Source organism: Thalassolituus oleivorans MIL-1, from assembly GCF_000355675.1.
Lineage (GTDB): Bacteria > Pseudomonadota > Gammaproteobacteria > Pseudomonadales > Oceanobacteraceae > Thalassolituus > Thalassolituus oleivorans.
The window spans coordinates 2,773,466-2,788,366 of record NC_020888.1 but is presented as its reverse complement, the minus strand read 5'-3'; the positions used below and the strand labels follow the sequence as shown (position 1 = coordinate 2,788,366).

At 47.3% G+C, this 14,901-nt stretch carries 13 protein-coding genes; 9 read left to right on the top strand and 4 right to left on the bottom strand.

From position 1 onward, the window contains the following. Positions 1-5: 5 nt before the first annotated feature. Together TOL_RS12800 and leuA are read right to left on the bottom strand one after the other, a co-directional pair. Complete coding sequence (locus TOL_RS12800; protein WP_015487766.1) at positions 6-383, bottom strand: cyclophilin-like fold protein; 378 nt, start codon at positions 381-383, stop codon at positions 6-8. A gap of 91 nt (positions 384-474) precedes the next feature. Next, complete coding sequence (gene leuA / locus TOL_RS12795; RefSeq protein ID WP_015487765.1) at positions 475-2,172, bottom strand: 2-isopropylmalate synthase; 1,698 nt, start codon at positions 2,170-2,172, stop codon at positions 475-477. 310 nt (positions 2,173-2,482) lie between these two features. Between leuA and TOL_RS12790 the strand changes: the two genes are divergently transcribed. The 5 genes from TOL_RS12790 (at position 2,483) to TOL_RS12770 (ending at position 7,572) form a co-directional block, all read left to right on the top strand. Then, on the top strand, positions 2,483-2,986 hold the full coding sequence (locus TOL_RS12790; protein WP_015487764.1) for an Lrp/AsnC family transcriptional regulator: 504 nt from the start codon (positions 2,483-2,485) through the stop codon (positions 2,984-2,986). Positions 2,987-3,104: 118 nt separating this feature from the next. Next, positions 3,105-4,733 carry a sensor histidine kinase gene (locus TOL_RS12785; RefSeq protein WP_015487763.1) on the top strand — a complete coding sequence of 543 codons (1,629 nt, stop codon included), beginning with the start codon at positions 3,105-3,107 and terminating at the stop codon, positions 4,731-4,733. Positions 4,734-4,833: 100 nt separating this feature from the next. Next, the gene (locus tag TOL_RS12780) at positions 4,834-5,193 is read left to right on the top strand and encodes a translation initiation factor Sui1 (protein ID WP_015487762.1); all 360 of its coding nucleotides are present in this window, start codon (positions 4,834-4,836) and stop codon (positions 5,191-5,193) included. After that, entirely contained in the window at positions 5,193-5,741 is a 549-nt protein-coding gene (locus TOL_RS12775) for an NAD(P)H-dependent oxidoreductase (protein WP_144055375.1), read from the top strand. Before TOL_RS12780 ends, TOL_RS12775 begins: the two co-directional genes overlap by 1 nt. Beyond that, the gene (locus TOL_RS12770; RefSeq protein ID WP_015487760.1) at positions 5,734-7,572 is read left to right on the top strand and encodes a monovalent cation:proton antiporter-2 (CPA2) family protein; all 1,839 of its coding nucleotides are present in this window, start codon (positions 5,734-5,736) and stop codon (positions 7,570-7,572) included. Before TOL_RS12775 ends, TOL_RS12770 begins: the two co-directional genes overlap by 8 nt. A 34-nt stretch (positions 7,573-7,606) precedes the next feature. Here the strand turns inward: TOL_RS12770 and TOL_RS12765 are convergent, their stop codons facing one another. After that, entirely contained in the window at positions 7,607-8,002 is a 396-nt protein-coding gene (locus TOL_RS12765) for an acyl-CoA thioesterase (RefSeq protein ID WP_015487759.1), read from the bottom strand. A gap of 108 nt (positions 8,003-8,110) precedes the next feature. Here TOL_RS12765 and tadA point away from each other — a divergent pair, with 108 nt between their 5' ends. Beyond that, on the top strand, positions 8,111-8,632 hold the full coding sequence (gene tadA / locus TOL_RS12760) for a tRNA adenosine(34) deaminase TadA (protein ID WP_015487758.1): 522 nt from the start codon (positions 8,111-8,113) through the stop codon (positions 8,630-8,632). 17 nt (positions 8,633-8,649) lie between these two features. Here the strand turns inward: tadA and mltF are convergent, their stop codons facing one another. Then, on the bottom strand, positions 8,650-10,089 hold the full coding sequence (gene mltF, locus TOL_RS12755) for a membrane-bound lytic murein transglycosylase MltF (protein ID WP_015487757.1): 1,440 nt from the start codon (positions 10,087-10,089) through the stop codon (positions 8,650-8,652). Positions 10,090-10,417: 328 nt separating this feature from the next. Between mltF and purL the strand changes: the two genes are divergently transcribed. From purL to TOL_RS19440, 3 genes are all read left to right on the top strand, one after another. Then, positions 10,418-14,293, top strand: a complete 3,876-nt coding sequence (gene purL / locus TOL_RS12750) for a phosphoribosylformylglycinamidine synthase (RefSeq protein WP_015487756.1) — start codon at positions 10,418-10,420, stop codon at positions 14,291-14,293. Positions 14,294-14,479: 186 nt separating this feature from the next. Beyond that, entirely contained in the window at positions 14,480-14,701 is a 222-nt protein-coding gene (locus TOL_RS12745; protein WP_015487755.1) for a hypothetical protein, read from the top strand. A gap of 39 nt (positions 14,702-14,740) precedes the next feature. Further along, positions 14,741-14,866, top strand: coding sequence for a hypothetical protein (locus TOL_RS19440; RefSeq protein ID WP_015487754.1), 126 nt, complete (start codon positions 14,741-14,743; stop codon positions 14,864-14,866). Positions 14,867-14,901 lie beyond the last annotated feature (35 nt).

Sequence of the window (14,901 nt, the reverse complement as noted above, 5' to 3'; positions counted from 1 at the left end):
CTAAATTAACCTTCGGCAAACTCGACGCGCACACGCGTACCGGCTTTTACCGACTTTAATTGCGTTACTTCATCTAAGGCATCGCCACAAATATTACAAGGATAAGACAATCGTATTTCATTACCTTGTGATGTGGGTGTCTTGCCAAATGCTATGGCTAAACAGCTGCCATCAGACCAAAAAGCAATGTCTCCGGGTTGCACGATATTGGTCGCTTTATCTTCGGGTGTTACTCGTATCGGGCAATCGAACAATACTTGAGCCCCTCGAGTTTGGATTGTCGATTCAAAGGGTACGGCTTTGAGTAAAGCATGCGCTGTTGGTGTGCGACGTAAGGCAATGCGGATAGTTACTTCGTCAAAATGAAGGGCTAGCAGCGTCATGAAGGGCGTCCTATTGCGGCTGACAACGGCAGAAACTCCCGTTCGTACGAGAATTCCTGCCTCTGCTGCTAGTGTAGCCCGTCAGTTAAATTTAAGCTGCTTTTTCATTGCGAATTAACGCAATATTTAATGCAGAAACAATGGCTTGTAGGCTTGCCGATAACGTGTCGGCATCCTGTGCTGCAGCGCAATAGCGTTGTCCTGCAACATTCACCTGAACCATGGCCATTGCTTGCGCATTCGAACCTTCGGTTAACGCTTGCTCTTCAAACTGCACCACTTGTACATCGACGCCGGTGGTTTTGTGTAATGCATCAGTAAAAGCGCTAATGCTGCCTAATCCATGTCCGTGCACGGTTAATAATTGGCTGCCATCGTGCAGGCAGGCTTGAATACGATGATGCTCGCCGTTTTCTAGGTTGCCATGCTCGGTTTGATAGCTGGCTAGCATATAGCGCCCATCATTAGGCATAAAGGCCTTACGGAATACCTGCACAATGGTTTGTGGTGATATTTCACCTTGCTCGGTTTCTGCTAAGGCTTGGATGTGTTGAGCCAATTCAATTTGCATCCAGCGTGGCAAGGTAATACCCAACTCTTGCTCCAATAAATAAGACGCGCCACCTTTACCCGACTGGCTATTCACTCGGATAACCGATTGGTAGTTACGTCCCAAGTCTTGCGGGTCAATGGGCAAGTAGGCTACATCCCAGAAGGCATCATCTTCTTGCACCGCTAAGCACTTGCGAATTGCATCTTGATGGCTGCCAGAAAAAGCGGTGTAGACCAATTCACCTAACCAAGGGTGGCGAGGGTGCGTTGGAATATTCGTGCACGCTTCGACCGTAGCGATAATATCGTCAGCGGCGCTGATATCTAATTCTGGATCAATGCCTTGGCTGTATAAGTTCATCGCCATTGTCACTATGTCCATATTGCCAGTACGTTCGCCATTACCTAACAAAGTACCCTCAATACGATCAGCTCCGGCCAGTAAGGCTAATTCTGCAGCCGCAACGGCACAGCCACGATCGTTATGCGTGTGGATGCTAATGGTTAAGCAATCACGTTTTTTGACGTGGTCGCAAAACCATTCGATTTGATCGGCAAAGACATTCGGCATTGCCGACTCAATGGTCGCTGGTAAGTTGATAATGGTCTTGTTATCAATGCTTGGTTGCCAAACATCAATGACTGCATTGCATACTTCGACTGCAAATTCGACTTCGGTACTAGAAAAGCTTTCTGGCGAATACTGGAATACCCATTCGGTTGCAGGGTACTTCAGTGCTTCGCTTTTCACTTTTTCCGCGCCGTGCCGGGCAATCGCGACGATACCGTCTTTATCTAATGAAAATACTTTTTCGCGCTGCACGGGAGACGTCGAGTTATAAACGTGGACAACAGCACGACGAGCACCTTCAAGCGCTTGATAGGTACGCTCAATCAGTTCGTCACGGGCTTGGGTTAATACTTGAATCGTAACGTCGTTTGGAATTTGGTTTTCGGTAATCAACCAGCGCACAAAATCAAAATCTGGCTGTGATGCAGCAGGGAAGCCAACTTCGATTTCCTTAAACCCCATACGCACTAATAAGCCCCACATCTGCTGCTTTTGTTGTACAGACATAGGCTCAATTAAGGCTTGGTTGCCATCACGTAGATCCACAGAACACCACAGCGGTGCGTTCTTGAGCGAGCGGCTTGGCCAACGACGGTTGGGCATTTGCAATGCAGGGAATGGACGGTATTTACGATGATTAAACCGTGGATTGCTTGATGTGCTCATGATGGGTCCTTGTGCGACTTACCGTTTTGTGGCTTGGCTCGCTGTATTCGGTTTGGTTGATTAGTCGCTGTTGGCAGATATTGGCTTAGCCTTGTGAGCGTTACCATCTATGGCCCTTGTGGGGACATTCACACAGATTCACCTGGTTGGGTTGTTCTGCTCTGCCTTAACAGTGTGAACACAGTATATGCGCAGTTTGAGCAAATATGATTGCGAACTTGCTTTGCTTTTGCGGTATTTTTAGCATTAAAATGCGCATATATACTTAATGTTAGTTAAAAATGTCTTTAATCTTAAGAGGTAACGGACTATGGCTTCAAATAGTTATGAACGCGTGAAATTGGATCGTGCGGATCAGCGCATTTTGGAGTTACTGCAAGTGGACGGTAGTTTAAGCAACATCGAACTTGCAGATAAAATCGGTTTGTCGCCATCGCCATGCTCTCGTCGCGTGAAGGCACTTGAGGATAGTGGCTTAATTCAAGGGTATCGAGCTCATCTAGATGCCCGCCGTTTGGGTTTGGATCTGCTGGCCCTCATTCAAATCAGCATGGATCGTCATACCCCCGAGCGTTTCGATAACTTTGAAGCGCAGGTCACTGCCTGCGCAGAAGTGTTGGAGTGTTACCTAATCACCGGCCAATCTGCCGACTATGTGCTCAAGGTACTGGTTGAAGACATGCAGGCGTACCAAGAGTTCTTGTTGGGCACGTTAACGCGTATTGAGGGTGTGAGTGGTGTTCATTCTAGTTTTGTGATGCGCAAGGTCCTTGATAGAACCGCGGTTGCCATCCCTAAATTCTCTCGCAATTAGGCACTGCTTTACGGTTACTGAGTAACTATTGTGACTTGCGTTGTCTTTAAGTTACTGATGTGAGCGAACAACTAAAGCCCGTCTATACTTTGAGTACTTATAAAAGTAGGGGCTAGTTTTGGCTCAGCAGACTGCATCATCCATTGAGAAGAAGCTCACTCTATACGTAGTGCTGTGCAGCGTACTGCTCGGTTTGCTGTTTAGTGGCGTGCAGATTGGTACAGATTACGTAGTAGAGAGTCAGAGGTTTGACGAAAATGCCCAGCGTCTGATTAATGGTCAGCGAGTTCCCAGCGCGTTAGCACTATACAATTACGACTCCGGTTCGATGAAAGCTATCTTGGATAGCTTATTAGTCAATCCAGCGGTTCTCGCAGCCCGTATCGTTGAGAGAAAAACAGGTTATGAAATCTCTGCTGGTGCTGCCCCGAAAGACATCCCCTCTAATAATATCGTGCGCGCATACTCCGTCGTTCTATACGAGCCAGAGGCATACAGTTCTCTTAAGCGTGAAATCGGAGAGCTAATATTACTGGCTGATGAAGAGCAAGTACGTAAAGGGTTTGAAGGACGCGCCTTAACTACGTTATTGCTGGATATTTTACGCAACATTGTTTTGGCTTTTGTTTTAATTCTCGTCTTTCGAACTCGTTTAACGGGGCCAATTAAGCGCTTGGCGGCTCGATTATTAGATGTGGATTTGCAGGCGCCGTCGCTATCGTTGGAGGTTGAAAACGCGCTGAAGTACACAGAGTTAGATGATCTGGCGTGTAAAATGAACGATTTATTACGTGCAGTAAACGACGAAATAGCGCAGCGCAAAAATGCAGAGTCGCGAGTTCGCCTGTTAAATGAGCAGTTGGAAGAAAAGGTAAAAGATAGAACCAAGGAATTGCATGCAAGTAATCACCAGTTACAAAATAGCATTGATGAATTGCAGCGTACGCAAAACCTACTACTGCAAGCACAGCGCATGGCGTCTCTGGGGCATTTGGCCGCCGGTATGGCGCACGAAATTAATAATCCAGTCGCGATTGTTTATAGCAATATCGCCACATTAAGTGAGTACCTAACCGAATTAATTAAATTGGCTGAACAATACAAGCAAGCAGAAAATCAAATTGGCGATGTATCTGTAAGAAAAGTATTAGCGAACTTACGGCAGAGTATTGATTTTGATTTTGTCCGTGAAGATGCACCAGATTTGGTTCGAGCTTCGAAAAGTAGTTTAGAGCGAGTGCGCAATATAGTAGGAGAGCTACGGACGTTTGCTAACAGCGATCAACAGGAAAAGTCGTCGTTAAATTTGAAAGCCGTGATGGATGAGTGTCTGAATGATTATGGCCTGTTAGACCACGATACTATTCGGGTATATGCATTATTGGATGGGCTTCCAGAAGTGAAGGCCGTTCGATCTCAAGTAATGATGGTGTTCGGCAAAATTTTGCAAAATGCGATTGATGCACTGTCGAAGGGAGGCACGATTGAAATTGCCGGCGAATATGACGATGAGTCGGTGTCTGTTTTTATTAAAGACACAGGGGTTGGCATGAGCGAAGAAGACGTTCGGTGCGCTATTAACCCGTTCTTTACTCGTAAAGAAATCGGTGCAGGCATCGGATTAGGGCTGACTGTAGCCTATAACCTGATGTTAAATCATGGTGGAGAGTTATCCATTAACAGTGAAAACGGTAAAGGTACGGTCGTCATTCTAAAGTTCCCTTTTACCGATGTATTGTTCGATTAAAAAATCCCTCGTATGTGTTGGTTTTGCTGGCATGTTTCGTTGATTCAACGGATAGTATCGGTTAGTTTTCCTCGTTCAAATACAGCAATAAGATGTACCCATGTCGAAAAAATCTTCTTCTGGCGGTTTAGTTTACTCTACTGAAATTGGTCGCACTTGCCCTGATTGTCGAGCTGCAGTTACAGACTGCCGATGCGGTCAAGATGAGCAGCCACAGGGTGACGGTATCGTGCGTGTTAGCCGCGAAACGAAAGGGCGTGGCGGTAAAGTCATGACCCTTATTACAGGCATCCCTTTGGTTGGTGCTGAGCTAAAAACACTGGCGAAAGATTTAAAGAAGAAATGCGGTGTTGGCGGTGCCTTGAAGGATGGCGTTGTCGAAATCCAAGGGGATCAGAGAGATATACTGGTGGCTGAATTAACTAAGCGCGGTTTTACCGTTCGTAAGTCGGGCGGCTGATGATGGCGAAAGCGCTGATCATATATGCCCATCCCGCTCATCAACGCTCTCAAGCGAATCAAACCTTACTGGATACCATTGCTGGTATTGCTGATGTAACGGTTCATGATTTATATGAGGAGTATCCGAACTTTCATATTGATGTTGAACGCGAACAGGCATTACTGCTTGAACATGACATCATTGTTTTTCAACATCCGGTTTATTGGTATAGCGCACCTGCTTTGTTACGAGAATGGCAAGATCTTGTATTGGTGTACGGCTTTGCTTATGGGCGCAGTAGTCAAAAACTAGTGGGAAAAGTATTTTGGCCTGTGCTTACTGCTGGCGCATCGCAGTCGTCTTATTCTGAAGAAGGTATTAATCGCCACACTTTGGCGGATTTCTTCATTGCTTATCCTCAAATTGCCCATCTATGTGGCATGCGCTATGAAAAGCCTTGCGAGATATTCTCAAGTCGTCAACAGACGCAAGCAGCGATACAAGATGTCGCGAACGGCTATCGCGACAAGTTAATTGAATTACTGGCGGGAATGACTCATGGCTGAAACCAGTTTAATGCATCAAGCATTAGTGTTCTTACTCGCTGCGGTTATTTCGGTCCCGGTTGCGAGTCGTTTAGGGCTCGGTTCTGTACTTGGGTATTTATCCGCTGGTGCGGTTATTGGTCCATTTGCATTCGGTTTAATCGGTAATGATATTGATGGCGTGATGCACTTCGCCGAATTTGGTGTCGTCATGATGCTGTTTCTGGTCGGCTTGGAACTGCAGCCGTCACTGCTATGGCGCATGCGCGTACCCATCGTTGGTTTAGGTGGACTACAGGTTGTGCTCACCGCCGCCGCGATTGCCGGTGTGGCGATGGCGTTATCTATGAGCTGGCAACATGCGACGGCGATCGGCATGATTTTAGCGCTGTCATCGACGGCCATTGTATTGCAAACCCTAAATGAAAAAGGGTTGATGAAAAATGATGCTGGGCAATCGGCATTTTCCGTTCTGTTATTTCAAGATATCGCCGTCATCCCTATGTTGGCGATATTACCATTATTAGCCGTTACCGATGTGGAGCACGTTTCAGCGAAGCATGGCTTACCAGGTTGGCAAGGTACGCTGCTGGTATTGGCGGTAGTTAGTTCGATTGTCGTGGTCGGACGTTTAGTTAGCCGCCATGTATTTCGCATTATTGCGGCAACCAAGTTACGTGAAACTTTCACCGCAATGGCATTGTTGCTGGTGGTCGGTATTGCCGTATTAATGGAATATATCGGTCTTTCACCGGCTTTGGGTACTTTTATTGCGGGTGTGGTTCTCGCAACAAGCGAATATCGCCATGAGCTAGAGGCTGAGGTTGAGCCCTTTAAAGGCTTATTGTTGGCACTATTTTTTATATCTGTTGGTGCCAGCATCGACTTTGGATTGTTTTTAGCGAATCCATGGCCAATTCTCGCCTTAGTACTGGGGCTTGTGCTGATAAAAATGGTGATCTTACTGTTGCTGGGGTGGGGCTTCGGTATGTCGGCGCGCAGCAACGCTATTTTTACCTTTTCGTTAGCACAAGGCGGTGAATTCGCTTTCGTTTTACTGAGTTTTACGTCTAGCCAAGATATTTTGCCGGCGGCCATTGTTGAGCCGATGGGGCTAGTGGTAGCGCTATCAATGGCCATTACTCCCTTATTGTTTGTGCTCAATGAGCGCGTGGTGTTACCTAAACTTTCGGGCAACGCTAATGTCAGGCCGACCGATACCATTGAACCACATGATGCCGAAGGAGAAGCTATATTGGTGGGCTTTGGTCGTTTCGGACAAATCGTCGGTCGTTTGCTGCGTATGAACGGTTTTAATATCACAGTACTTGAGCACAATGCGACTCAGGTAGATTTGGTGCGTAGCTTTGGTCATAAAGTATTTTATGGCGATGCTTCGAGAATGGAATTATTAGAATCTGCTGGTATCGCTAATGCACGGTTGTTAGTGCTCGCGATCGATGATCATGAACGTACGCTTGATACTGTCCATCAAGTACGTCGTCATTATCCTAATTTACGTATTCTGGCTCGTGCAGCCGGTCGTCGTCAGGCTGCTGAATTGCTGCATGCAGGGGCTGATCATGTCGAACGTGAAACGTTTGACTCAGCATTGTCGTTAGGCGAACACGCGTTAAAAAATTTAGGATACAGAGCCTATCAAGCGCATCGCGCTGCAATGTTGTTTAAGCATCATGACGAGCGAAATGTTCACGCGCTGACGGAAGTGATTGCTGATGAAAAGGCGTTCTTGACCATGGCAAAGCAACATACTGCCGATTTAGAGAAAGTGCTGCAGTCTGATGATGAAGTTGATAAAGGGATGCAAGATAGCGGCTGGGATCGCTCCTAATATACCAGCCGGAAATAGCTTCTTTTGTGGGCATTTAGAGAGTCACTAAATGCTCACTTAGTGCTTTTCTAATCGTTTCTGGAAGTGCGCAAGATACCTTGGCGGCGTGATCGTAATGCACCATTACGGCATTCCCGCGTGCACACAAACGCTTGCTTTGCCAAACCTCATGTTCGACCACAAATGATGTATTCCCTATGCGTCCTATAAATGTACGCACTTCAACATCTTGGCCATAAAAAAGTTCGTCGGTATATTCGACTTCAATTTTCGCCACAATTAAATGCCAGTCTTTAGGATTTAAATCGGGTGTAAAAAAGCGAAATATCGGCGTACGTGCATCCTCAAACCAGACGGGCAGTACGGTATTGTTTATGTGACCTAGGGCATCTGTATCAGCAAAGCGCGGTAGTATGTTTTGTGTCCACATAAAATAAACTCGTATTGGATTTAACCGACATTGTGCCATTTTGAGCAGTTAATACCAATTTCTCGCCCGCTTAACTACAATACCGCCAACTTATCCAAGCTGAATTTTATGTTGTCACTCATTGGTTTGCCCATCGTAGATGATGAAAGTGCTATGCGCTTAGCCTTGCTGCAAGCTCAGCAAGCTTTTGCTGCTGGCGAGGTTCCTGTGGGAGCTGTTGTGGTGTTGGATGGTGTTGTTATTGGTGCTGGATTTAATTGCCCAATAACGACGCTCGACCCGAGTGCTCATGCAGAAATGGTTGCTTTGCGTGATGCAGCCAAGCGTATTGGTAACTATCGAGTTACTGATGCCACACTGTATGTCACGGTTGAACCCTGCACTATGTGCTCTGGATTGCTTATCCACAGCCGTATCGGCCGTCTTGTCTATGGTGCGACAGAGCCAAAAGCCGGAGCCGTTGAGAGTGCGACCCAAGTATTTTCGCAACCTTGGTTAAATCATCGCCTTGATCTAAAGGGGGGGGTGCTAGCTGTCGAGTGTTCTGAAATTATGTCGGAGTTTTTTCAATTACGTCGCGATGCCAAAAAGCGTCTGAAGCAAGCATCATCAGTACCGTCTAAAGATTGATGGCATGTGCACAAGGATTATAGAAGCGGTGGCACTACAGTCACGTTTAAAGAAGATAGTTGTAGGGCATCACTGCCTTCACCAATCGTTGCGTACTGTTCGTCATTCCATACCAAGACATCGTAATAACGACGAATGTTTTGTACGTAGTTAACCGGCTCTTGGCCACGAGCATAGCCGTAACGCGTGTTGCGGTAATACCGACGCTGGCTTAGTAAAGGTAGGCTGTCTTTTACATCAATCCACAAGTTTGGATTTTTGCCTAACTGACTGGTGAGCTTGCGTGCATCGCTAAGATGCCCATAGCCGACGTTATAAGCTGCCAACGACATCCAAGTGCGATCTGGCTCTTGAACTTCATCATCAATACGACTGCGCAATTTGGCTAAATAACGCCCCCCACCTTCAATGCTTTGTAGTGGATCAAGGCGGTTTTCTATACCCAGTTCGCTGGCTGTATTTTGCGTTAGCATCATGATGCCACGAACACCTGTGTAACTACGTGCCTTAGGATTCCAATGACTTTCTTGGTATCCCATGGCTGCAAGTAGACGCCAGTCGAAATTGTTATCGTCAGCGGCTTTTTGGAAGTGGGCCAAATAACGTGGAAGTGCGCGTTGTGAGTGGCGCAAGAAACGCTGAGCGCCGACGTAATCGAATTGGCCAAGGTGTCCGTAAAAACGCTCGGATAACTCAGCCAGCACCGCGCCGGTTTCGGCTTGGTAGAAAAAGTTGAAGGCTTCTTGGGCTAAGCCATCGTCAGAATTTTGAGGAAAGCTCCAAGCAACGTTCTGTAGATCGCCTAGCGTGAACGCAACTTCCAAGTTCGGTAGATAGGTCTGCATCATTTGGAATTCATTAGAATTCACCATAGTGAAGTCTAGATCACCGTCCGACACCATTTGCATTAAATCGGACGCTTCCAGATCGGTACTTTCTTGCCAGCTTAAGCTTGGTAGCTCATCGCGCTGCCAGCGACGTAGGCTGCTAGCATGACGTGAATGGGCAGTAACCATTAAGCTGCTTTGAGCTAGATCATTCAACGACGTAGGGCGCTCTCCGCCGCGACGCATCACGATATACTCCGACACCGTCATATAGCTGGGCGAATAATGTAGCGGATAATCGGCAGTTTGTTCTTTGCTTAAACCGGCCGCTGCAAATTGTGCTTGTCCGCTTTCTAGAGCAGCCATTACGCCTTCAAGATTATCGGCAACTAAAATTTCTAACTCTAAGCCGAGATAATTGGCAAATGCCTTGGCGAGTTCATACTCATAGCCTGTGGCGCCATCACGATCATCGTAATAAGTAGTAGGGCTGTTACGCGTCACCATGACGACTTTGCCCGTTTTGTGTAATTCGTCCATACCTTGCGGGCGCACGTTGCCAGAGAGCGTAGTCACCGTAGTGAACGCTAGCAGGGCAATCGCTAAAAGACTTATTACGCCACGAAGCATGAAATTTCCTATAAATCGCACCAAAGTAGTGCATTGTTCATCTGGGGAGTCATTTTAGCGTGCGCACTGCTTAAAAAACAATCTATAAACGACGGGAACTTTTTCCGCACTTTCGGGTATAGCTTCACACTCTGCGCTAACACCTTGATATGACGTAACTTTTTGTAGTCAAAAATGCCGCGGAACAATCTGTTGCCATTGGTTCATTGATTACAATCTCAATTATTAAAAGCAAAGTAAGCAAAATCTGGTGTGAAACCGCCCGATCCAGTACAATTCCGCCTCATTTTTGCTTTGATATGCTCCCAACCTTTGGAGTCGAACCACGATGCTTGAGCTGCGTGGCGCCCCGGCGCTGTCTGAATTCCGTCTGAATAAAACCTTAAATAAGCTACAACAGGTGCTGCCTCATGTGAGCGCTGTGTATGCTGAATTTACGCACTTTGCAGACCTAAAAGCTGAACTCAGCGCTACCGAACTGACTGTGCTGCAACGCATTCTGCGTTACGGCCCTAAAGCCGATGTGCGTGAGCCTAGCGGCGAGTCGTTTCTCGTTATTCCCCGTTTTGGCACTATCTCGCCGTGGTCTTCAAAGGCAACCGATATCGCGCACAACTGTGGATTAGGTAATGTCCTGCGTTTAGAGCGCGGCATTACCTATTATGTAGAAGGTATTAGTGCTGCTGAGCGCGAAGTAGCCGCTGCGGTACTGCACGATCGCATGGTAGAAACCGTGTTGGAGAACAGTGAAGGCGCTGGCGCTATGTTTTCGCACGCACAACCCGCGCCATTAACTGAGATTGATCTTCTCGGTGGTGGTCGTGAAGCCTTAGTCGCCGCCGACCAAAATCTCGGTTTGGCATTAGCCGATGATGAAATCGACTACCTTGCCGACAGCTATCGCACCTTAGGTCGTAACCCGACCGATATTGAATTGATGATGTTCGCCCAAGCGAACTCAGAACATTGCCGCCATAAGATCTTCAACGCGACGTGGACGATTGACGGCGAAGAACAAGATAAATCCTTGTTCCAAATGATTAAAAACACCTACGAGTGCTACAACGAAAACATCTTGTCGGCATATAAAGACAACGCATCGGTTATTCGTGGGCATGTGAGTGGTCGTTTCTTCCCGAATCCAGATACTCGTGGCTATTCGTACCACGAAGAAGAAATGCACATATTAATGAAGGTAGAAACTCATAACCACCCAACTGCGATTGCACCGCACTCAGGTGCTGCAACTGGTTCGGGTGGCGAGATTCGTGACGAGGGTGCAACCGGTCGTGGTTCTAAGCCAAAAGCAGGCTTAACTGGTTTCACTGTTTCTGATTTAAAAATCCCAGGCTTCGAACAGCCTTGGGAAAGCCAATACGGCAAGCCGGATCGCATTGTTTCTGCACTCGATATTATGATCGATGGCCCTCTGGGCGGTGCGGCATTTAACAACGAATTCGGTCGTCCTGCTCTGTGCGGTTATTTCCGTACATTCGAATTAGAGCACGACGGTGAAGTGCGTGGTTATCATAAGCCAATCATGATTGCGGGTGGTTACGGCAACATCCGTGACGAGCATGTACAAAAAGGCGATATCCCTGTCGGTGCACGTTTAATCGCACTCGGCGGCCCAGCCATGCAAATCGGTTTGGGTGGTGGTGCGGCGTCATCTATGGCGTCTGGCCAATCCAATGCCGATTTAGATTTTGCTTCTGTTCAACGCGAAAACCCAGAAATGGAACGTCGCTGCCAAGAGGTGATCGACCGTTGTTGGCAGATGGGTGATGCCAACCCGATTGCCTTTATCCACGACGTGGGTGCTGGTGGTTTGTCTAACGCCTTCCCAGAGTTGGTATCTGACGGTGGTCGTGGTGGCAAGTTTGAGCTGCGTAACGTGCCCAACGACGAGCCGGGTATGAGCCCGCTGGCGATTTGGTGTAACGAATCTCAAGAACGCTATGTTATGGCTGTTCCTGAATCAGAAATGGATGTGTTTGATGCGATTTGCGCGCGCGAACGTTGCCCATATGCGGTGGTGGGTATCGCCACCGAAGAAGAGCATTTAACGGTTACGGATAGCCATTTCGATAACAAGCCTGTGGATCTACCGCTACAAGTATTACTGGGTAAGCCACCGCGTATGCATCGCGAAGCAACTACCCGTAAGGTGGCGGTTGATGCATTTGATGCAACCAGTATCGATTTGGCCGAATCGGCTGAACGTATTCTTAAGCTGCCAACCGTCGCCAGTAAGTCGTTTTTGATTACCATTGGCGACCGCTCGATCACGGGTACGGTTGCACGAGATCAGTTTGTTGGCCCTTGGCAGGTGCCTGTTGCCGACGTTGCGGTAACGACAGCGTCTTATGATGGATACGTTGGTGAAGCCATGGCAATGGGTGAACGTACGCCTGTAGCCTTGTTGGATGGCCCAGCGTCAGGTCGTTTGTCGGTTGCTGAAGCAATTACCAACTTGGCGGCTGCGCCGATTGCTCAATTGGCAGATATCAAACTATCCGCTAACTGGATGTGTGCGGCGGGTCACGACGGCGAAGATGAAAAATTGTATGCCACAGTGAAGGCTGTGGGTATGGAGTTGTGCCCAGATTTGCAGGTAACCATCCCTGTGGGTAAAGACTCTATGTCGATGAAAACGCGTTGGACTGAAGGCGCTGAAGATAAAGCGGTTACCTCGCCGATGTCGCTGATTATCACAGGTTTTGCGCCTGTATCAGACGCACGCAAGGTGATGACGCCACAGCTGAAAACCAACGTCGGTGAAACCGACTTAGTGTTAGTGGATTTGGGCCGTGGGCAAAATCGTTTAGGTGCCTCGTGCTTAGCGCAGGTGTATCAACAAGTTGGCCAACAACCGGCCGACCTTGATGATGCCGAAGATTTAAAAGCCTTTTTCGCTGTTGTTCAGGGCTTAAATAGCGATGATAAATTGCTGGCTTACCACGACCGTTCCGACGGTGGTTTATTCGCCACATTAACGGAAATGGCGTTTGCCGGACATTGTGGTATTGACGTTAAGCTTGATCTGTTGGCCGAAACCGAAGCAGATTTAGCCGCAGCTTTGTTTGCGGAAGAACTCGGTGCCGTCATGCAGGTTCGCCGCGATGACCTAGAAGAAGTGCTGGCGCAGTTCGAAGGCGCAGGCTTGGGTGAATGCACTCAGGTGATCGGCTCTATTAATGAAGACGACCAGATTATCTTCAGCTTCCAAGACGAAGACGTATTGAGCGAAAGTCGTGTGACTTGGCAGCGTTTGTGGTCACAAACTAGCTACGAAATTCAGGCGCGTCGCGACAACGTTGAATGTGCGAAGCAAGAATTCGATGCTCTATTAGACGCGGAAAACCCAGGTATTAATGCCGAATTAACGTTCGACATTAACGACGACATTGCTGCGGGTCTTGAAGGCCGCCCATGCGTTGCCATTTTGCGTGAGCAAGGTGTCAACGGCCAAATCGAAATGGCAGCGGCGTTTGATCGTGCTGGCTTTGATACCGTCGATGTACACATGAGTGATGTATTAAGCGGTGCAGTGACGTTTGAAAACTTCCGTGGCCTAGTGGCGTGTGGTGGTTTCTCTTACGGTGACGTATTGGGTGCCGGTGAAGGTTGGGCGAAGTCTATTCTCTTCAACGAGCAAGCACGTAGCCAGTTTAAAGCCTTCTTCGAACGTGAAGATACGTTCGCTCTTGGTGTATGTAACGGCTGTCAGATGCTGTCCAACTTGCACGAGTTGATTCCGGGTGCTGAACACTGGCCACACTTTGTACGTAACATGAGCGAGCAGTTTGAAGCGCGTGTTGCCATGGTTGAAGTACAAGAATCGGATTCCGTATTCCTCTCAGGTATGGCTGGTTCACGAATGCCGATTGCTGTGGCACACGGTGAAGGTCGTGCTGAGTTTGCTTCTGAAGACGATATCAACGAACTAGTCGGTCAAATTGCCCTGCGTTACGTTGATAACTATGGCCAAGTGACGCAGCAATACCCAGCCAACCCGAACGGCTCACCGCAAGGTATTACCGGTTTAACGGCAAACGAAGGTCGCGTTACTATTATGATGCCGCATCCAGAGCGCGTATTCCGTGCTGTTCAGAACTCTTATATTCCTAGCGAAGATTGGAGCGAAGACGGTGCGTGGATGCGTATGTTCCGCAATGCGCGGGTATGGTGTGAAGAGAATTGATTGATCGTTGAAATCAACTCGTAGGAGCGCATCGTATGCGCGATAAAAAAGGCCGCTTTTGCGGCCTTTTTTGTATTTTTCGAATTCAAGTGTCATAAAAACTTAATATTTCATTTCGCTAGGATTGTTGAATGGTGATATATTTTGTATATCATAAATATATCTTCAATCTTGTTGAGTTCTTTTGTGGATAAAACTAAGTCTGAATCCGCCCCTGATAAAAAGGAGACTGGTAGTAAGAAAAAACCGAAAGTTAAGAATGACGCCCAGTTGTTGATTCGCATCAATGGTGTTGAGCGCGATGAGTTTTTAGCTTTGTGTGACGATTTAGATACCAGTGCAGCCAGGGAGATTCGACGATTTATTCGTAGCTTTATTCGAGAACACCAAGAGACTGATGATCAATGAGGGCGTAAGCCAAATATTAAAGAAAAGAAGGGAATAACCATGTCTAAGAAAGTTTCTAAACAAGTTGTTAGTATCAAAAAAGAAATCAAAGCACGTAAAGCTAAAATTTCTAAGCAAGAAGGCAAGTTAAAAAGCTTGAAGAAAAAGCTTAAAAAAGTAGCGTAATTCCATGTTGCGTCAAAAAGCCTCGTTATAGACGA